Origin of the sequence: Micromonospora sp. 067-2, from assembly GCF_046549295.1 — a bacterium.
Lineage (GTDB): Bacteria > Actinomycetota > Actinomycetes > Mycobacteriales > Micromonosporaceae > Micromonospora.
In genome coordinates this window covers 124,988-144,086 of record NZ_JAJPWB010000006.1, presented here as the reverse complement: position 1 = coordinate 144,086, position 19,099 = coordinate 124,988, and the positions used below count along the sequence as shown (strand labels likewise).

17 protein-coding genes are annotated in these 19,099 nt (G+C 69.6%); 13 read left to right on the top strand and 4 right to left on the bottom strand.

What is annotated here, in order from left to right; translation table 11 throughout:
• Positions 1 to 64: 64 nt before the first annotated feature.
• The 7 genes from mmsA (at position 65) to ACLJN9_RS15905 (ending at position 8,330) form a co-directional block, all read left to right on the top strand.
• Positions 65 to 1,603, top strand: coding sequence for a multiple monosaccharide ABC transporter ATP-binding protein (gene mmsA, locus ACLJN9_RS15935; RefSeq protein ID WP_410812469.1), 1,539 nt, complete (start codon positions 65 to 67; stop codon positions 1,601 to 1,603).
• Positions 1,600 to 2,850: a multiple monosaccharide ABC transporter permease gene (gene mmsB / locus ACLJN9_RS15930; protein WP_410812119.1), complete on the top strand. Its 1,251-nt coding sequence runs from the start codon at positions 1,600 to 1,602 to the stop codon at positions 2,848 to 2,850. The genes mmsA and mmsB overlap by 4 nt, the downstream gene beginning before the upstream one ends.
• A 444-nt stretch (positions 2,851 to 3,294) precedes the next feature.
• Positions 3,295 to 4,056 carry a DeoR/GlpR family DNA-binding transcription regulator gene (locus ACLJN9_RS15925; RefSeq protein ID WP_410812118.1) on the top strand — a complete coding sequence of 254 codons (762 nt, stop codon included), beginning with the start codon at positions 3,295 to 3,297 and terminating at the stop codon, positions 4,054 to 4,056.
• 52 nt (positions 4,057 to 4,108) lie between these two features.
• Positions 4,109 to 5,473, top strand: a complete 1,365-nt coding sequence (locus tag ACLJN9_RS15920) for an ABC transporter substrate-binding protein (RefSeq protein WP_410812117.1) — start codon at positions 4,109 to 4,111, stop codon at positions 5,471 to 5,473.
• Positions 5,474 to 5,536: 63 nt separating this feature from the next.
• Entirely contained in the window at positions 5,537 to 6,493 is a 957-nt protein-coding gene (locus ACLJN9_RS15915) for a carbohydrate ABC transporter permease (protein WP_410812116.1), read from the top strand.
• Positions 6,490 to 7,344, top strand: coding sequence for a carbohydrate ABC transporter permease (locus ACLJN9_RS15910; RefSeq protein ID WP_410812115.1), 855 nt, complete (start codon positions 6,490 to 6,492; stop codon positions 7,342 to 7,344). The genes ACLJN9_RS15915 and ACLJN9_RS15910 overlap by 4 nt, the downstream gene beginning before the upstream one ends.
• Complete coding sequence (locus ACLJN9_RS15905) at positions 7,341 to 8,330, top strand: zinc-dependent alcohol dehydrogenase family protein (protein WP_410812114.1); 990 nt, start codon at positions 7,341 to 7,343, stop codon at positions 8,328 to 8,330. Before ACLJN9_RS15910 ends, ACLJN9_RS15905 begins: the two co-directional genes overlap by 4 nt.
• A gap of 103 nt (positions 8,331 to 8,433) precedes the next feature.
• Here ACLJN9_RS15905 and ACLJN9_RS15900 read toward each other — a convergent pair whose 3' ends face one another.
• Positions 8,434 to 9,810 (bottom strand): DNRLRE domain-containing protein, encoded by a 1,377-nt coding sequence (locus ACLJN9_RS15900; protein ID WP_410812113.1) that lies wholly within the window; start codon positions 9,808 to 9,810, stop codon positions 8,434 to 8,436.
• Positions 9,811 to 10,032: 222 nt separating this feature from the next.
• Here ACLJN9_RS15900 and ACLJN9_RS15895 point away from each other — a divergent pair, with 222 nt between their 5' ends.
• The 4 genes from ACLJN9_RS15895 to ACLJN9_RS15880 all read left to right on the top strand — a co-directional run bounded on the left by ACLJN9_RS15895 (position 10,033) and on the right by ACLJN9_RS15880 (position 15,311).
• Positions 10,033 to 11,313: an MFS transporter gene (locus ACLJN9_RS15895; protein WP_410812111.1), complete on the top strand. Its 1,281-nt coding sequence runs from the start codon at positions 10,033 to 10,035 to the stop codon at positions 11,311 to 11,313.
• On the top strand, positions 11,310 to 12,299 hold the full coding sequence (locus ACLJN9_RS15890; protein ID WP_410812110.1) for a TolB family protein: 990 nt from the start codon (positions 11,310 to 11,312) through the stop codon (positions 12,297 to 12,299). Before ACLJN9_RS15895 ends, ACLJN9_RS15890 begins: the two co-directional genes overlap by 4 nt.
• 145 nt (positions 12,300 to 12,444) lie before the next feature.
• Positions 12,445 to 13,971, top strand: a complete 1,527-nt coding sequence (locus tag ACLJN9_RS15885) for an alkaline phosphatase D family protein (protein WP_410812109.1) — start codon at positions 12,445 to 12,447, stop codon at positions 13,969 to 13,971.
• A gap of 14 nt (positions 13,972 to 13,985) precedes the next feature.
• Entirely contained in the window at positions 13,986 to 15,311 is a 1,326-nt protein-coding gene (locus ACLJN9_RS15880; protein WP_410812108.1) for a hypothetical protein, read from the top strand.
• A 79-nt stretch (positions 15,312 to 15,390) separates the two neighbouring features.
• Here ACLJN9_RS15880 and ACLJN9_RS15875 read toward each other — a convergent pair whose 3' ends face one another.
• Positions 15,391 to 15,978 carry a TetR/AcrR family transcriptional regulator gene (locus ACLJN9_RS15875; protein WP_410812107.1) on the bottom strand — a complete coding sequence of 196 codons (588 nt, stop codon included), beginning with the start codon at positions 15,976 to 15,978 and terminating at the stop codon, positions 15,391 to 15,393.
• A gap of 53 nt (positions 15,979 to 16,031) precedes the next feature.
• On the bottom strand, positions 16,032 to 16,745 hold the full coding sequence (locus ACLJN9_RS15870; RefSeq protein WP_410812105.1) for a hypothetical protein: 714 nt from the start codon (positions 16,743 to 16,745) through the stop codon (positions 16,032 to 16,034).
• A 99-nt stretch (positions 16,746 to 16,844) separates the two neighbouring features.
• Here ACLJN9_RS15870 and ACLJN9_RS15865 point away from each other — a divergent pair, with 99 nt between their 5' ends.
• Both ACLJN9_RS15865 and ACLJN9_RS15860 read left to right on the top strand, forming a co-directional pair.
• Entirely contained in the window at positions 16,845 to 17,501 is a 657-nt protein-coding gene (locus ACLJN9_RS15865; RefSeq protein ID WP_410812468.1) for a M23 family metallopeptidase, read from the top strand.
• Positions 17,502 to 17,609: 108 nt separating this feature from the next.
• Positions 17,610 to 17,840, top strand: coding sequence for a DUF2188 domain-containing protein (locus ACLJN9_RS15860; RefSeq protein WP_410812104.1), 231 nt, complete (start codon positions 17,610 to 17,612; stop codon positions 17,838 to 17,840).
• A 74-nt stretch (positions 17,841 to 17,914) separates the two neighbouring features.
• Here the strand turns inward: ACLJN9_RS15860 and ACLJN9_RS15855 are convergent, their stop codons facing one another.
• Positions 17,915 to 18,937 carry a DUF4331 family protein gene (locus ACLJN9_RS15855; RefSeq protein ID WP_410812103.1) on the bottom strand — a complete coding sequence of 341 codons (1,023 nt, stop codon included), beginning with the start codon at positions 18,935 to 18,937 and terminating at the stop codon, positions 17,915 to 17,917.
• Positions 18,938 to 19,099: the final 162 nt, after the last annotated feature.

Below are 19,099 nucleotides of genomic sequence, written 5' to 3'. Positions count from 1 at the left end.
GCGCACCGCAGAGCCCGGCCGCACGGCCCCTTCGCGTCCGGAGCAGAGGATGAGGACACTGACCATGGACGACACCATCCTCGAGATGCGACGCATCACGAAGACATTCCCCGGGGTGACCGCGCTGCAGGACGTCACCCTCGCCGTCCGCCGGGGAGAGATCCACGCGATCTGTGGCGAGAACGGCGCCGGCAAGTCGACCCTCATGAAGGTGTTGTCCGGTGTCCACCCCACCGGCTCGTACGACGGTGAGATCCTCTTCGACGGTGCGCCGATGCAGTTCCGAGGCATCCGGGACAGCGAGGCCAACGGCATCGTCATCATCCACCAGGAACTCGCGCTGGTGCCGTACCTGTCGATCGCCGAGAACCTCTTCCTCGGCAACGAACGCCGCGGCCGCGGCGGGCTCATCGACTGGAACCGGGCCAACGCCGAGGCCGCGGAGCTGCTGGCGTCCGTCGGACTGCACGAGAACCCGGTCACGCCGGTCATCCAGCTCGGGGTGGGCAAGCAGCAGCTCGTGGAGATCGCCAAGGCGCTGTCGAAGAAGGTGCGCCTGCTCATCCTGGACGAACCGACCGCCGCCCTCAACGACGTCGACTCGGCTCACCTGCTCAGCCTCCTGCGCCAGCTCAGAGAGCGGGGGATCACCTGCATCATGATCTCCCACAAGCTGAGCGAGATCACCGCGATCGCCGACTCGACGACCGTCATCCGCGACGGGCGCGCGGTGGAGACGCTCGACATGCGGGCCGACGGCGTGACCCAGCAACGGATCATCCGCGGCATGGTCGGGCGCGACCTGGACAGCTTCTATCCCGACCGGGTGTCATCCCCCGGGAACGAGGTGCTCCGGCTCGAGGACTGGACGGTGCGACACCCGATCCAGGACCGGACGGTCGCCGAGGGCGTCGGCCTGTCGGTGCGGGCCGGCGAGGTCGTCGGTATCGCGGGGCTGATGGGAGCCGGGCGTACCGAGCTGGCGATGAGCGTGTTCGGCCGGTCGTACGGCCGCGACATCAGCGGCCGGCTGTTCGTGCACGGACGGGAGGTCACCGCCCGTACCGTCGCGGAGGCGATCGGCATCGGCATCGCCTACGTCACCGAGGACCGCAAGCGGTACGGCCTGAACCTCATCGACGACGTCCGTCGCAACGTCTCCGCCGCCGCCCTGGACCGGTTGTCCCGCCTGGGCTGGGTCGACGGCAACGAGGAGATCAAGGTCGCCGAGGCGAGCAGACGGGAACTGAACATCAAGGCCCCCAGTGTGATGGCGACGGTCGGCAAGCTCTCCGGGGGCAACCAGCAGAAGGTCGTGCTGTCGAAGTGGCTCTTCACCGACCCGGACGTGCTGATCCTGGACGAACCGACGCGCGGGATCGACGTCGGTGCCAAGTACGAGATCTACACGATCATCAATCGGCTGGTGGCGGACGGCAAAGCGGTGATCATCATCTCCTCCGAGCTGCCGGAGCTGCTCGGGATGTGCGACCGCATCTACACCCTCGCGGCCGGGCGGATCACCGGCGAGAAGCCGGTGGGTGAGGCGACCCAGGAGAACCTCATGGAGCTGATGACCATGGACAAGGAGCTCGTCCGATGACCAGCATCAAGACCCCCTCGACGCAGCGCCCGACACCCTCGGACAGCGCGCCGGCCGCCGCCCTGCACACCGGGACGAGCGACCTGCGGGCCCTGGTGCTGAACAACCTGCGCCAGAGCGGGATCTACGTCGCGCTGGTCGTCATCGTGGCGCTCTTCGCGATCCTCACCGACGGGGTGTCGCTGAGCCCCGGGAACATCACCAACATCGTCCTTCAGTACTCGTACATCCTGGTGCTCGCGATCGGCATGGTCATTCTGATCATCGGCGGTCACATCGACCTGTCGGTGGGATCGGTGGTCGCGCTGACCGGAGCGGTCTCGGCCGTTCTGGTGATCCGGCAGGGCTACCCGTGGTGGGTCGGCGTCCTGGCCGCGCTGGCCGTCGGCGTCGCGGTCGGCGCCTGGCACGGGTTCTGGGTGGCGTACGCCGGCATCCCCGCCTTCATCGTGACCCTGGCCGGCATGCTGCTGTTCCGAGGTCTCACCCTGCGCGTGCTCGACAACATCTCGCTGTCGCCGTTCCCGGCCGAATACCAGCGCGTCGCCGCGGGATTCCTCAACGGGCTGCTCGGCGGGCAGGGCTTCGACGCGTTCACGCTGCTCATCGGTGCCATCGCCGTGGCCGGGTACGGCGTGAGCGTCTTCCGCACCCGGGTCGCACGCATCCGCTACCAGCAGCCAGTCGAATCGTTCCCGCTGTTCGTCGCCCGGGTCGCCGTGGTCGGGGCAGTCATCATGTACTTCGCCTGGCAGTTGGCGCACGCCCGCGGCCTCCCGATCGTGCTGATCATCCTGGCGGTCCTCGTCCTGGTCTACGGGCTGCTCACCCGGCGTACCGTGTTCGGCCGCCAGGTGTACGCGATCGGTGGCAACCTCTCGGCGGCGGCACTGTCCGGAGTGAAGGTCCGTACCGTCAACTTCTGGATGTTCGTCAACATGGGCTTCCTGGCGGCCGTGGCCGGCGTCATCTACTCTTCGCGGTCCAACGGCGCGCAGCCCGGCGCCGGCAACATGTTCGAGCTGGACGCCATCGCCGCGGCCTTCATCGGTGGTGCGGCGGTCACCGGCGGGGTGGGGACCGTGGTGGGCGCGATGGTCGGCGGTCTGATCATGGCGGTGATGAGTAACGGCATGCAGCTGATGGGCGTCGACCAGTCGGCGCAGTCGGTGGTGAAGGGGCTCGTCCTGCTCGTCGCGGTGGCCTTCGACGTCTACAACAAGCGCCGCGCCGGCGCGGCCCGCTGACCCTGGCGTCGCCGGTGGACCTCAACCGGTCGTGAGCCGAGCGCAGGTTGTGCGTAGCCGGGCGCCCGTTGCGTCACGCTTCTGAGCTGTTCGCCCTCACTGCGCTGGCCGCGCGGCCGTACTGGGCCTGTCCACCGGTGCGCGCTGCCGCCGTGGCCGCCGCCATCGACTTCTTCCTCCGCTCGCCGGTGTGCCGTCAGCGATGACACCGGGCATGCCGGGAGGTGGTTCCCCCAAGATCGGTCACGAATCGGGCCGACGATCGGGCCGATCCGGTCACCGCACCCCGGCGCCGAATCACCAGATGTCAGGTCGTAACGCTGTGACGGGCGATTGAACCGGGCACATGCCGGGCATCGGTGCGACAGCTGTGAACCTCGCCACATCGATGTGTCGGTGCTAGACAGGACGCAGACGCAACGAGGCCAGTCGAGGAGGTGCGGAATGCAGGCTCAGCAGCGGCGGCACCGGATCCTGGAACTGGTCCGCGCCGAGGGTCAGGTGCTGGTCGCCAAGCTCGCCGTCGAACTGGCCGCAGCTCCCGAGACGATCCGTCGGGACCTGCGGGTTCTCGAGGAGCACGGGCTCGTCCGGCGTACGCACGGCGGGGCCTACCCGGTGGAGAGCGCGGGCTTCGAGAGCAGCCTGGCAGTGCGTACGACCCGGCGGGTGCAGGACAAACGCCGGATCGCCGCGGCCGCGGTCGGTCTGCTCCAGGACGCGGAAACGGTGTTCATCGACGAGGGCTTCACACCTCAACTGATCGCCGAGGCGCTACCCCGGGACCGGCGACTGACCGTGATCACCGCGTCGCTGATCACCGCCGCCGGCCTGGCCACCGTTCCGGCGGTGACCGTGCTGCTGCTCGGTGGCAGGGTCCGCGGACGGACACTGGCCACCGTGGACCACTGGGCTGGCGACATGCTGGCCGGCTTCGTCATCGATCTGGCCTTCGTGGGCGCGAACGGAATCACCCGCGACCACGGCCTGACCACGCCGGACCCCGCCGTCGCCCACGTCAAGTCCCGGGCCATGCAGGCCGCCCGGCGCAGTGTCTTCGTCGGTCTGCACACCAAGTTCGGTGCGAGCAGCTTCTGCCGCTTCGCCGACATCGCCGATCTGGAAACCATCGTCACCGACGCCCACCTCGGTACCGCCGAGGCGCACCGGTACTCCGTGTTGGGGCCGCAGGTCATCCGAGTCTGACCCCCGCACGCATCACCGCCATCTCACCCGATCGCCATCCTGGAGGTTCGTTGTGCCGCATCGTGCCCGAATAGTCGCCGTCGCCGTCCTGGCGGCCACGTCCACCGTCCTGGCAACCGCCGGCTGTAGCGGCGCCGGTGGCGGAGGTGGTGGTGCCGGCGGCGCAAAGACGATCAACGTACTCATGGTCAACAACCCGCAGATGCTGGATATCCAGAAGCTGACCGCGGACAACTTCACCAAGAAGACCGGCATCACGGTCAACTACACGGTGCTGCCGGAGAACGACGTCCGGGACAAGATCAGTCAGGAGTTCTCCAGCCAGGCCGGCCAGTACGACGTCGCCACCATCAGCAACTTCGAGGTGCCGTTCTACGCCAAGAACCGCTGGTTGACACCGTTGGACGACTACGTCGGCAAGGACAGCGCGTTCAACCAGGCGGACATCCTGAAGCCGATGACCACGTCGCTGACCGCGGCCGACGGCAAGCTGTACGCGGAGCCGTTCTACGGCGAGTCCTCCTTCCTCATGTACCGCAAGGATGTCTTCGCCGCCAAGGGCCTGACCATGCCGGAGAAGCCGACCTGGCAACAGGTCGCCGACCTGGCGGCCAAGGCCGACGGCGCGCAGCCCGGCATGAAAGGCATCTGCCTGCGCGGTCAGCCGGGCTGGGGTCAGCTCTTCGCGCCGCTGACGACGGTGGTGAACACCTTCGGCGGCACCTGGTTCACCAAGGACTGGCAGCCCCAGGTGAACGCCCCGGAGTTCGTGCGGGCCACCAACTTCTACGTCGACCTGGTCAAGAAACACGGCGAGGCAGGCGCGCCGCAGGCCGGCTTCACCGAGTGCCTGAACAACTTCGTCCAGGGCAAGGTCGCCATGTGGTACGACGCCACCTCCGCCGCCGGCTCCATCGAGGCCACCGGCTCGCCGGTCGCCGGCAAGGCCGGCTACGCCCTGGCACCGGTGGACAAGACGCCCAGCTCCGGCTGGCTCTACACCTGGGCGTGGGGCATCCAGAAGGCCAGCAAGAACGCGGACAACGCCTGGAAGTTCATCTCCTGGGCGTCCAGCTCGGAATACGAGCAGCTGGTCGGCAGCCAGCTCGGCTGGGCCAAGGTGCCCGACGGCAAACGGGCGTCGCTGTACGCGAACCCGCAGTACCAGCAGGCGGCAGCCGCGTTCTACAAGGTGACCGAGCAGGCGATCACCACCGCCGACCCGGCCAACCCCGGCGTGCAGCCCCGACCGGCGCCCGGCATCCAGTTCGTCGGCGTACCGGAGTTCACCGACCTCGGTACCCAGGTCTCGCAGGGCGTCAGCTCGGCCATCGCCGGCCGGACTTCTGTGCAGAAGGCGCTGGACGACGGCCAACGACTGGCAGAGCAGGTCGCCAGCAAGTACCGCGGCAAGTGACGCGGGTGGGCGCCGGTCCCGCCGAGCGGGGCCGGCGCTCCCATCTCAGAACTGGAGGCAGCGATGAGCGCTGTTGACGTACGGGCCGCGTCGGCGACCGCACCCACCACCAACTCCCCCCGAGTCGGGGGGCAGCGGCAGCGGTGGGTCCGCCGCGCTCCGCTGCTGCCCGCGCTGATCTTCACGATCGCGGTGACCCAGCTGCCGTTCGTGGCGACACTGGTCATCTCGTTCCTGAACTGGAACTCGCTCTATCCCGACGAGCGGCGGTTCACCGGCTTCGACAACTACGTGGCGGTCGCCTCGGACCGGGTGCTGCGTGGCTCGGTGGTCACCACCGTCCTGCTCACCGTCCTGGTAGTGATCATCAGCCTGTTGATCGGGTTGGGGCTGGCCCTCCTGCTGGATCGCTCCTTCCCCGGTCGAGGTGTCGTCCGGACCCTGATGATCGCCCCGTTCCTGGTGGTGCCGGTCGCCGCGGCGCTGCTCTGGAAACACGCCCTCTACAACCCGGAGTACGGCCTGTTCAACGGCCTGCTCGCGACGGTGGCGAACTGGTTCGGGGTCAGCGCGCCACAGCCGGACTGGATCTCGAACTTCCCGCTGCCAGCGGTTGTCGCCTCGCTGGTCTGGCAGTGGACCCCGTTCATGATGCTGATCCTGCTGGCCGGCCTGCAGAGCCGTCCCCTGGACGCGCTCGAGGCGGCCCGGGTCGACGGTGCCGGGGCCTGGCAGATATTCCGGTACGTGACCCTGCCGTACCTGCGCCGCTATCTCGAGCTGGGTGCGCTGCTCGGCTCGATCTACATCGTGCAGAACTTCGACGCCGTCTTCACCATCACCTCGGGTGGTCTGGGCACCGCGAACCTGCCGTACACCATCTACACCACCTTCTACCAGGCGCACGACTACGGCCGTGCCTCGGCGGCCGGGGTGGTGGTGGTGATCGGTTCGATCATCATCGCCACCTTCGCGTTGCGGGTGGTGCTGTCCCTGTTCCGGGAGGAGACGACGCGATGACCACCCCTGCTGTCGCCGTCCGGCCGCCGCGCAGCCGCAGCGGTCCGCTGCTCGGCCTGCTCGCCTGGCTGCTCGGCCTGCTGTTCTTCGTCCCGGTCGGTTGGATGGTGCTGACCTCGCTGCACAGCGAGTCGGACGCGGCCAGCAACCCGCCCGCGTTCGCCGCGCCGCTGACCCTCGACGGTTACCGGGAGTTCTTCGGCGCCTCCAGCGGGGCCAGCCCGTGGCCGCCGCTGCTCAACTCGGTCACGGCCAGCGTCGCGTCGACCCTGATCGTGCTCGCGCTGGCCATTCCGGCGGCGTACGCCCTCGCCGTGAAGCCGGTCCAGAAGTGGACCGACGTGCTCTTCTTCTTCCTGTCCACCAAGATGCTGCCGGTGGTCGCCGCGTTGCTGCCGCTCTACCTGATCGCCCAGACCGCCGGCCTGTTGGACAACATCTGGCTGCTGGTCATCCTCTACACCTCGATGAACCTGCCGATCGCGGTCTGGATGATGCGCTCGTTCCTGGCCGAGGTGCCGGTGGCGATCCTGGAGGCCGCCGAGCTGGACGGCGCCCGACTGCCGGCCGTCCTGCGGCGGGTCATCCTGCCGATCACCGCGCCCGGGATCGCCGCGACCGCGCTGATCTGCTTCATCTTCAGTTGGAACGAGATGCTGTTCGCCCGGGTGCTCACCGGTGTGGTGGCCGGCACCGCGCCGGTGTTCCTCACCAGCTTCGTCACCAGCCAGGGCCTGTTCCTGGCCAAGGTGTGTGCCGCGGCCACCGTCATCTCGCTACCGGTGCTGGCGGCCGGGTTCGCCGCGCAGGACAAACTCGTGCAGGGACTGTCGTTGGGAGCCGTCAAGTGAGAGCCGCAGTGATCACCGCACCGGGCAAGGTCGAGGTCACCACCGTCGAGGATCCCACCCCGGGTCGCCGTGACGTTGTCGTACGCGTCGCCGCCTGTGGCCTCTGCGGGACCGACCTGCACATCCTGCAGGGTGAGTTCGCGCCCACCCTGCCGGTCGTGCCCGGCCACGAGTTCGCCGGTGAGGTGGCGGCGATCGGCGCCGATGTCACCGAGTTGGCGGTGGGGGACCGGGTCGCCGTCGACCCCTCCCTCTACTGCCACGAATGCCACTACTGCCGGCTCGGCCGGAGCAACCTCTGCGAGCGCTGGGCCGCGATCGGGGTGACCGTCGCGGGAGGTGCCGCCGAGTACGCCGTCGCACCGGTCGCCAACTGCGTCCGGCTGCCCGAACACGTCCGCACCGAGGACGCGGCGCTGATCGAACCGCTGTCCTGCGCGGTGCGGGGCTACGACGTGCTGCGTTCCCAACTCGGCGCGCACGTGCTCATCTACGGCTCGGGCACGATGGGGCTCATGATGCTCCAGCTGGCCAAGCGCACCGGTGCGGCCAGTGTCGACGTTCTGGATCTCAATGCCGAGCGCCTCACCACCGCCCGTACCCTCGGTGTCTCCCGTACCGCCGCCGGCGCTGACGAGCTCGACGAGCCGCGCGGATGGGACCTCGTGGTGGACGCCACCGGGAACGCGGCCGCCATCCAGGACGGCCTGACCCGGGTCGGTAAGGGCGGCACCTTCCTGCAGTTCGGCGTCGCCGACTACGCGGCCCGAGCGGTCATCGAGCCGTACCGGATCTACAACCAGGAGATCACCATCACCGGCTCGATGGCGGTGCTGCACAGCTTCGAACGCGCCGCGGACCTGTTCGCGCAGGGCGTGCTCGACCCGGAGGTCTTCATCAGTGACCGGCTGAGCCTGGACAGCTACCCCGAGGCGTTGAACCGCTTCGCCGCCGGAACCGGCCGCAAAATCCAAGTCCGCCCCTAACCCCCACCCCGCCCGTCGCCTGACCCGTCGATCTAGGGTGAATCATCGTGACATGATCTTCATCCACGGCGATTCGCCCTAGACCGACGCTGGTTCTGGGCCGTTAGTGACAGGTGCCGGTGCCGCTGTCGTTGTAGGACTGGCCGGCTACTGGTACGAACTGCCAGTCGTAGCTGCCGGCGTGCAGGGTGAACTTCAGGACCCCGTACGCCGAGCTGTTGCGGGCCTCGCTGTTGGGCTGGATGGTGCCGAAGGTGTAGTGGCTCGCACCGCCCATCCCGGCGACGAAGCTGCGTATGCCCCGGCTGGCGTCGGCGCCTCCGGCCGGGTTCGTCGGCCCGAACCGCTCGTACACGTGGTTGTGGCCCCACACCACGACGTCGGCGTTGTTGTCGTAGAGCGCCTGGTACAGCGGACGCGTCGACGTCGACGGCGCGTGGTTGGAGCTGGACGTGAACAGCGGGTGGTGCCAGTACGCCAGCGTGCACGGCTTGCTGCTGGCGCCGAGGTCCGTCCGCAGCCACTGCTCCTGCGCCGAGCCCACCGACATGCTGATGTTCGAGTTCAGCGACACGATGTGCCAGTTGCCGAGGTCGTAGGAGTAGTAGCCACGCCCGCTCGGGCCGGCCTGGGCGCCGAAGTAGCTGTAGTAGGGCGTCGCGCCGGACGTGTTGTAGTCGTGGTTGCCCGGCGATGGTCGGGTGCGGGACTTGTGCCGGCCCCAGGTGGGCTCGTAGTAGCTGGCGAACTCGGCCGCGGTGCCGTTGTCGTAGACGTTGTCGCCGGTGGTGAAGACCGTTCCGGGAATCCCGTCCAGCAGCGTGGCGGTGGCGCTGTCGCCGGAGCCCGAGTTGGCGATGTCGCCGACCCCGACGAATACCGGGTCCCCGGAGGGCGGCGGCGTGGTCCCGGTCGTGACCACCAGTTGCGGGGCGTCGGCGCCGCTCTCGCGCGTGTCGTAGTAGGCGCCGTCGCCGCTGGCGGAGGTCGCACCGAAGCTGTACGTCCCGTTTCCGGCGACCGCGGCCGTGACGTCGATCTCGTACCAGGTGTTGCCGCTGACCGCGCCGATCGTGCCGAGGGTGGCCCCGTCGATGGTCGGCTGGTTGTTCCAGGTCGTGCCGGTCTCCGACCAGGTCGTGTTGGACATCCGCCGGAACGTGCCGCCGGCGTCACTGCCACTGTTGCCGCTGATGGTGCGCAGCCGCAGCTTCGCGCTGGTGACCGTGCCGCTGACGCCGCTCACCGTGAAGCGCAGGAACGTCCGCCGGACCGGGGAGTTGTCGACGACGACCTGCGTCGACGTGCCGTAGTTGGTGGACGCCGTGTCGTTCTGGACGTAGGTGTCGGCGACCGGCGTGAAGGTCACGCTCGCCGCCGAGGCCACGCCCGAGCTGGTCAGGACGACGGTGGCGGTGGCGACGACCAGCAGAACGGCCGTCCCCATCGTCAGCGACGGCCGGGGAAATCGAATGTCCATCCAGGACCCCTTCTCTGCGGGTGGGGAGCGCAAGGAATGTAGGAGGGTCGATGGGCCCGTAGGCCACGGCCATATGAACAGTACGCTCAGGCAGTTAAACTTCTCGATGTTTGCCGCACGTTCACCCGCCGCATGTCTGCCGGCCCCCGACGGACCCTTGTTCCTCCCTCCGATCAGTCGCCACGATTGCTGACCGTCAGCCAGCGACCCGAGGAGATGCTCGTGTACCTGTCGACCGTCTCCCGACCGGTCACCGACCCGCCCACCCACGGGCGAACCGGCCGCCGGCTCGCCCTGGTCAGTGGCAACGTCGTGGCCCTCGGAACGGTCAGCCTGATCACCGACGTGTCCGCCGAGATGGTGGCCGCGGTCCTGCCGCTGTACCTGGTGCTGGGCCTGCAGCTCAGCCCGGTGGCCTTCGGCGTGCTCGACGGCGTCCACACCGGGGCCACCGCGCTGCTGCGGGTCGTCGGCGGCTTCGTGGCGGACCGGTTCCGGCGGCGCAAGCTGGTCGCCGGCGTCGGCTACGCCCTCTCGGCGGTCGCCAAACTCGGCCTGCTGCTCGCCGGCCGTTCGGTGCCGATGATCGGCGCCGTCATCGCCGTCGACCGGCTCGGCAAGGGTGTGCGCAGTGCGCCACGCGACGCGTTGATCACGCTCTCCACACCACCGGAATCGCTGGGCCGGGCCTTCGGGGTGCACCGGGCGATGGACAGCGTCGGGGCGTTCCTCGGGCCGCTCGCCGCGTTCGCGGTCCTGCTGGCCGTCGGGCAGTCCTACGACGCGGTCTTCGTCATCAGCTTCTGCGTCGCCGCCCTGGCCCTCGTGGTGCTGGTGCTCTTCGTCCGGGAGCGCCCGCCCGGTGCGCCGGTGGTCGGCCCCGACGATCCGAAGGTCTCCGTCCACGAGGCGTTCGGTCTGCTGCGCAGCCGGGCCGTCCGCCGTCTGCTGCTGGCCGCCACGCTGCTCGGGCTCGCCACGATCGGCGACGGTTTCGTCTACCTGCTGCTGCAACGTCGGGAGGACCTCGGCCTGCGGTGGTTCCCGCTGCTCGCCGTGGGGACCAGCCTCGCCTACCTGGTGTTGGCCGCCCCGCTGGGTGTGCTGGCCGACCGGATCGGCCGCCTCCCGGTGGTGGTGGGCGGGTACGTGGCCCTCGGCGCCACGTACCTGCTGCTGACCGGCCCGGTCCACGGCTGGCCGTTGCTCGCGGTGACGCTGACGCTGTACGGCGCGTTCTACGCGGCCACCGACGGCGTGCTCATCGCGCTCGCCGGGCCGGTGTTGCCGCCGCGGCTGCGGACCACCGGCATCGCCCTCGTGCAGACCGGACAGGCGCTGGCGTACCTCGTCTCCTCGGTCCTGTTCGGTCTGGCGTGGCAGGCATGGGGTCCGGAGCACGCTGTCCGGGCCGCTGCGGCGGTCGCCGCCGGCGTCCTCGTGGTCACGGTGCTCCTATTGGTCTCCCCGTCCCGTCTCGTCACCCGGAAGGTGCCCCGATGACCGCGCTCTCGACCCGAGCGAAGCTGGGCGTGGTGGCCGCTTCGGCGGTGCTGCTGGGGACCGTGGCGGCCGGCTACGCCGCCACGACCAGGGAGCCGGCCCCGAGCCCGGTATCCGCCGCGGCGACCGGGGACCAGGCGGTCACCCTGACGCCGGGGCCACGCCTGCTGGCGATCACCGACCGGCACGTCTCGTCCGTCGCCACGGCCGACCCCACGGGCTCGCGCTCCGTTTCCGGCCTGGAGTGTCTCCGGGTGTACGCGGCAGCCGGCACCGGTGTCTGCCTGAGACCGGACACCGCCTGGACGTACCAGGTCGTCGTGCTCGACGCCGCGCTGCGCCCGACGCGGACGCTCAGTGTGCCCGGGTTGCCCAACCGCGCCCGGGTCTCGGCCTCCGGCCGGATGGTCTCCTGGACGACGTTCGTCGGTGGCGACTCCTACACCAGCGCGGGCTTCTCCACCCGCACCGGCATCATCGACACCGCCACCGGCGTCACGGTGACCTCGCTCGAGGAATTCGCGATCAAGCGGGACGGTCGGGCCTACCGGAACCCCGACGTCAACTACTGGGGTGTCACCTTCACCGCCGACGACAACCTCTTCTACGCGACGATGTCGACCGGCGGCAGGCGGTATCTCGTCCGCGGCGACGTCGCCAGGCGTGCCGTCGAGACGTTGAAGGAGAACGTCGAGTGCCCGTCGCTGTCGCCCGACGGCACCCGGATCGCCTTCAAGGAGGCGGTCGACGCCGATCCGGCCAAGGGCTGGCGGCTGTCGGTCCTCGACCTCGCCACGATGCGGGTGACAGCGACGGCCGAGACGGCGAGCGTCGACGACCAGGCGGCCTGGCTTGGCACCGGCACACTGGCCTACACGCTGCGCCAGAGCGACGGCCAGCCCGACGTCTGGACCGTCCCGGCGGACGGCTCCGGTACGCCGAAGCTGGTGCTGCCCGGCGCGGAATCGCCATCGCCACTCACCTGACCACACCAACGGATCGTCGAACATGGATCGAATGGGACCGCCGGTGGGTCGGACACCTAACCGCCTTGGCCCGGACAGCATCGCGTCATGTCGGATTCCACGCCGCACCCAGTGCCGTTCATCGGCGCCGCCCAGGGTGTTGACCATGACAAGGCTGAGCCGTCGCATCTTCGTCCTCGGTGGACTTGCCGCCGCCGGCGCCGCGGTAGCACCCTGGCAGAGTGCCCAGGCCGCGGTGCCGTATCCCTTCAAACTCGGTGTGGCCTCCGGTGACCCGGCGCCCGACAGCGTCGTCCTCTGGACCCGGCTGGCACCCGCACCGCTCAACGCCGACGGGCAGGGCGGGATGGCCAACGCCGACGTGACCGTCGAGTGGCAGGTGTCGACCAACGACCGGTTCACCTCGCTGGTCGCCTCCGGCTCGGTGGCCGCCCGCTACGCCGACGCGCACTCGGTGCACGCCATCGCCGGTGGGCTCGCCGCCGACTCCGACTACTACTACCGGTTCCGGGCGCAGGGCCACATCTCGGCGGTCGGACGGACGCGGACCGCACCCGCGCCGGGCACCTTCGGCCGCGACCTGGTGATGGCCTTCGCCTCCTGCGCGCACTACGAGAACGGCTACTACACCGCCTACCGGCGGATGGCCGAGGAGAACCCGGGTCTGATCCTGCACCTTGGCGACTACATCTACGAGGGTGGTGTCGGCGCCTCCGGGGTCCGGCAGCACGTCGGCGCCGAGATCGTGTCACTGGCCGACTACCGCCGCCGGTACGCGCTCTACAAGTCCGACCCGGACCTGCAGGCCGCGCACGCGGCGGCGCCCTGGCTCGTGGTGCCGGACGACCACGAGGTGGAGAACAACTACGCCAACATGGTCCGCGCCGACAGCAGCCCGACGCTGACCGCCGCGCAGTGGACCGCCCGGCGGACCGCCGCCTACCGGGCGTACTACGAGAACATGCCGCTGCGGCCGACCTCCGCGCCGAGCGGCAACAGCATCCCGCTGTACCGCCGCGTCCGCTGGGGGCAGCTCGCCACCTTCCACATGCTCGACACCCGGCAGTTCCGCGACGACCAGGCATGTGGTGACGGCTGGAAGGTCTGCGCCGACGCGGATCTGGCCTCCCGGTCACTGACCGGCGCCGCGCAGGAGACCTGGCTGCTCGACGGTCTGGCACAGCACTACGGCACCTGGGACATCCTCGGCCAGCAGGTCTTCTTCGCCCGACAGTTCGACGCGAGCGGGGCGGCGAGCATGGACGCCTGGGACGGCTACCGGGCGTCGCGCAGTCGGATCCAGACCGGCTGGCAGCAGCGTGGGGTGCGCAACCCGCTGGTCCTCACCGGCGACGTGCACCGGGGCTGGGCCAACGAGCTCAAGGCCGACTACGCGAACCCGTCCTCGGCGACCATCGGCACCGAGCTGGTCTGCACCTCGATCAGCTCGACCGGTAACGGCACCGGCAGCACCACCATCCCGAACGTGGCGACCAACCCGCACCTGAAGTTCTACTCGGATCGACGTGGCTACGTCCGTACCACGATCAGTCGCAGCCAGGTCCGCGCGGACTTCCGCGCGGTCAACACGGTGACCGAGCACGACGCGGCGGCGTCCACGCTGCGCTCGTTCGTCATCCTCGACGGCCAGCCCGGCCTGCAGGCCGGGTAGAGGGAGTGCCAACCATGACCGCGTTCACCGCACTGCTCGCCGCGTCCATGCTGGCCCCGGGCGTGCTCACGACCGCCGCCGCACCCACCGCCATGACCGCCGACGCCGTCACCTGGACCACCGCCAACAGCGTCGCGACCGGCGACCAGGACCTGCCCGGCATCGCCATGAACCGCAACGGACAGGTCGCGGTCGTGTGGGAGGACGACCGGGACAGCACCGCCCCCGAGGACGACACCCACACCGAGGTCTTCCTGCGCCTCTTCCGGGACGGCATCCCCGGGTACGAGCTGAAGCTGTCCACCGGCGGCACCAGCGGCGCGGCCTGGCGGCACATCAGCCCGGACGTGGGCCTCGACGACCGGGGCAACGCCGTGGTGGCCTGGGCCGCCGACGGCGACGGCAACGGCGTCTACAACATCCAGTACCGGGTGGTGTCGCCCACCGGCGCGGTGCTCGGCTCGGGGCAGGCCAACGCCAGTGACGCCGGTCAGCAGATCTGGCCGAAGGTCGCGGTGGACCCGGACGGCGCGCCCAACAACGCCGCCGCGGTCGGCTTCACCGTGGTCTGGGAGGACGTGCAGGGGACCGCCCCGGCCACCGTCAAGGCCGCCGGCTTCACCGCCGCCACCACCAAGGCGTACGAGGTGACGGCCTCGCAGACGACCGGCGCGCACCACCGCCCCGACGTGGCGGTCTCCGCCAGCGGCGAGGCACTGGTGGTCTGGGACGAGGACGCCGACGCGAACGGTTCGTACAACATCGGGCTGACCCGCCTGGCCCGGTCCAACGGCGCGGTGGTGCTGTCACGGCGGACGGCCAACGCGCAGAGCGGCGGACAGCAGCAGCGCGCCTCGGTCGCGGCGAACTTCGCCGGCGACTTCACCGTCGGCTGGGAATCCGACCACACGGGTACGCGCGGCGTCTGGGCGCGTTCGTTCACCGCCGCCGGCACCCCACGGCACGACGAGGTCCAGGTCTCGACCGGCACCGGAGCCACCGCACCCGGCGTCGGCATCGACGACCAGGACAACGCGGTGGTGGGATGGACGGTGTCGGGTGCCAATCCGGACGTCTGGGCCCGCGGTCTCAACCCCGACGGCACGTCCACCGGCCGGTTGGCGGCTCAGGCGTTGAGCCAGACCACGACGGGTCGGCAGGACCAGCTGGCCATCGCAGCCTCGCCCTGGGGCGAGGTGAGCCTCTGCTACACCGACGACAACGACGGCAACGCCTTCGACCAGGTGCTCCTCGGTCTCGGAGCGACGAACTCCACCTGGCTGATGTCCGCCGACGAGCTGCGTCGCCTGAAGGCGCGGGCAGCGGCAGCTCCTCGCTGAGCGGTCAGGGGCGGATCGGGGGCCACTTTCCGACGCCGGGAAGTGGCCCCCGAAGCCGTCGTCGTGCGGCAGTCCAGGCTCAGGGGCCGGCCGGCGCGCCGAACAGCAGGTCGAGCTGGGCATCCAGGGCACCCAACGCCTGCTCGGCGGTGTACTGCCCACCGAGCAGATAGACGCCCAGGCCTTCCATGAGCGCCAACAGGCCGGCCGCGGCGGCGGCGGCGTCGGCGTCCTGGGCAGGGAGCATGCTCGCGATGAACCCGGTCAGCTGCACGGTGTCCTCGCGCAGGCTGGGCGCGGCCGCCGGTCGCACCGCGGTGTAGGCGAGGAACGCCAGCGCCACCCGCCCGTCGTCGCGAGCCCGCTCGTCCAGCGGCAACAGCGCGGCGATCATCGTGCGCAGCAACAGCCGGGGGGAGGGGTCCTCGCCCAGGCGCGCCAACGCCTCGGTGACCCGGGTCTGACCACGCTCGCGGACCACGGTCAACGCGAACGCCATCATCTCGTCCTTGGTGCGGAAGTAGTGCTGGACCAGCCCGGCGGAGACGCCGGCCTCGGCGGCCACGTGACGGAGGCTGACGGCCTCCAGACCCTGGTCGGCGGCGACCCGCATCAGCGCGCCCGCGATGAGTGTGCGTCGCTCCTGGTGATCGACCTTCTTGGGCATGACCTCGATCGTTTCACAGTCGGTGGGCCGGGTTCCCGGCCGGCGGGCTGCGGTTACCGGCTGACCGGTGCGCCGCGCGCGCTGCGCAGCAGGCCGTCGGGATCGTCGGCGTACAGCCGCAGCTCATGCACCGGCTCGGACCCGGCCTTGCGCAGGTCGAAGGTCGTCGGATGGCGCAGCAGGACGTCGATGCTCGTCTGGCTGCCGACCGAGATGGACACCACCCGACGGTCACCCTCCTGCTCGACCTGCACCGACCTGCTGGAGGGCAGCGACCGGTGACGCTTGCGCAGGGCCTCGATGTCGGACCACGGGATCCAGATGTCGATCCCCGACCCCGACCGCACCCGCAGGCCCGTGTCACCGACGACGTGTGGGTTGATCGTCATGCTGGCGAAGAGCCCGACCATCCAGAGCAGACCCCAGATGCCGAGGCCGAGCACGATCCAGCGGGCTGGCCTCCACGGCACCACGTTGGCGACGACGAGGTCGAAGATCGGGATTTCCACGATCGACAGGCCGATGAAGATGCCGAGGATCGGCTTGACCACACCGAGGTAGCCGAACGGCTCGTCGCCCGGCGCCAGGGGGAGCGGCGTGCGGCGTACCCACACGTAGAGGCTGCGCCACATCGCCGCCTCCATCTCGGCCGCACGGCGCAACAGCGGGCCCAGCTTCGCCCCGGTCGGGGCCTTCGTGTCGGTCATGTCGTCCCCGCAATCGATGGTCGCCTCGGACAACGCGTGCAGGTGCTTGCGTGTCTCCATGCAATGCAACTGCATTGCATCAACCGTACCCGGATGGCGATACGACTGCAATGTCAACGCCCACGGCGACCCGGACGGGCGGCTTTGTCGACGTCTGCCATGCTCGGGGCGGTGACGACCGGCCACCCCACCAGAGTCCGCACCCATCGCCGCGTCCGCAGCCGCACCGCCCGCGTACTCCTTGCACTCCTCGCGGTCATGGCCGTCGTCGGCGTCGCGCTGGTCATCGTGCCGATGCTGCGGTCGCCCGGTCCCCGACCGCTCTTTCAACTCCCGGTCCCGTGCGGTGAGACCTGGCAGCTCAGCACCTACCCCGGCCACGACGACTACGACGTCGACCTGTTTCCGACCGAGGGTGAGGCATGGGGACGGCCCGTGCTCGCGTCCTCCGCCGGCACCGTCACCGTGTCCGGCGTCAACGGCTCGCTGGGAGGGCGTAACCCGGAAAACCCGGAGGGTCCGCGCGGTCGCGGCGGCGGTTACTGGGTGAAGATCGACCACGGTGGTACGTGGGAGACGCAGTACCTGCACCTGCTCGAACCCCCGCTGGTCCGGGTTGGCCAGCGGGTGGCCCAGGGCGACCAGATCGGGCGGCTCGGCAGCACCGGCAACTCCGGAGCGCCGCACCTGCACTACGAACAGCGCCGGGGCTGGGACAAGGTCGAGACCCACTTCGACGGGGAGCCGTCCGGCATCACCACCGACGATCGCGAACAGATCATCAAGCGGGCCAGCAACAACTGCGTCCCCGGGTGACCGCGGGCGGCCCCACCGTCTCCCGAGGAGGGCGTGGGCCGGGTTTTGTTCCGCGTGACCCGGGGCACTGATCCGGTGGACAGTTCATACGCTGGGAGGAGAGCCGCCATGGCCAAGGGTGACGTCGACACGTACCACGAGGACGGGCAGTGGAAGAACCGCCCGGAGGGCAACGAGCGGGCCAGCAGCACGCACGAGGTGAAGGCCGACGCGCAGGCCGAGGGCCGCGAGATGGCGGCCGACCGTGGCGTGGAGCACGTGATCAAGAAGCAGGACGGCACGATCGGGGAGAAGAACACCTACCCGCGCAGTCGCGACCCACGAGACATCGAGGGCTGACCGCCATCGCCGCACGCGAATGACCTCCTCGGCGCGGCCGGGGAGGTCAGTTCGCTTTTCACCGGTGGGCCCGATCAGGCCGGCACGACGTAGGGGAAGGTCTTCGCGCGGGCGTTCTTGTTGACGTCCGAGGTCAGGCCCGAGGTGGTGGCGGTGTTGAGGACCAGGGAGAACATCACCTCGGGCGCGTTGTCAGCCATGGTGCGGCCGTTGCGGATCGCGAAGCCGTAGTTCGCGGCAGTGCCGATCTTGTACGACAGCAGGTCGGGGTAGAGCTGCCGGGCGACGCTCTGGCCGTACGCCCGGGGATCCGGGGCCGTGCCGTTCGCCGCGACGACCCCCGCGACCGCACTCGCGATCTCCTCGCCGTCCTCCCGGAGATCGTCGCCGGGGTGCCGGGTGTTGGCCGGGTTCGAGAAGTCGGTGTCGTGCGGCCAGAAGATCGGCCACATCATGGGGTGACCGGCGCGGTTGATCTGTCGCCATCCGCCGGCATCGGTGGCCAGCAGGGTGCGGCACCACACGCCGATCTCGGTGCCGTCGCGCAGCAGCGGCTCGTCATGGGAGACCTCGAGGACGATCGACTCGACGGTGGTACCGGCGAAGCTGTTCTTGGCCTGGTCGGCTCGCCACGCTGAGCGGTCCACCCTGGCGCCGTTCGTGATCGCGCCGTTGATGGTGGCGAGTTCGTCGAGGTCGACGAAGAACGGGTCGGTGATCCGCCCGGCCCAGGTGCGGACGTTGCCGCCGGTCGACACCTCGCCGGTCCGCCCCTCGGCGACGGGAGTGCCCATCGCGGCGTCGTCGCGGGCATCAGCCCCGGTGAGCTCGTACACCTGGAGGGCCTGTTTGCCGTCGCCGTTCGACTCGCCGAAGGCGAACCGGTAGGTCAGGTCCTCCAGGTCCCCGCCGTTGATGTGAATCTTGAACTCGTAGCGCGCCTCGGCGTGGAAACCGCGCTTGATGTCGGCCTTCGTCACCGAGCTGTTGACGTCCATGACGAACACCGTGGCGCGGTCGCCGTCGAACACGTAGAGGTCGTCGATGTAGAGCTGGCCGCCCTGGGCGGCGAGGGGGGTGTCGAGGTGGTGCGACATGAGTTCACTCCCAGAAATGCCCGACTTGTTGGATTAATCCGAACATAGTGGGCGTACGTCTGGTCCTCGCGTCTTCGGGCCGAATCCGATGGGTGGGTGGATCGGCAGCACACGGCCGTGGGCCGCCCGAAGCCGTTCTCGGGCGGCCCACGTTCGTGGTGG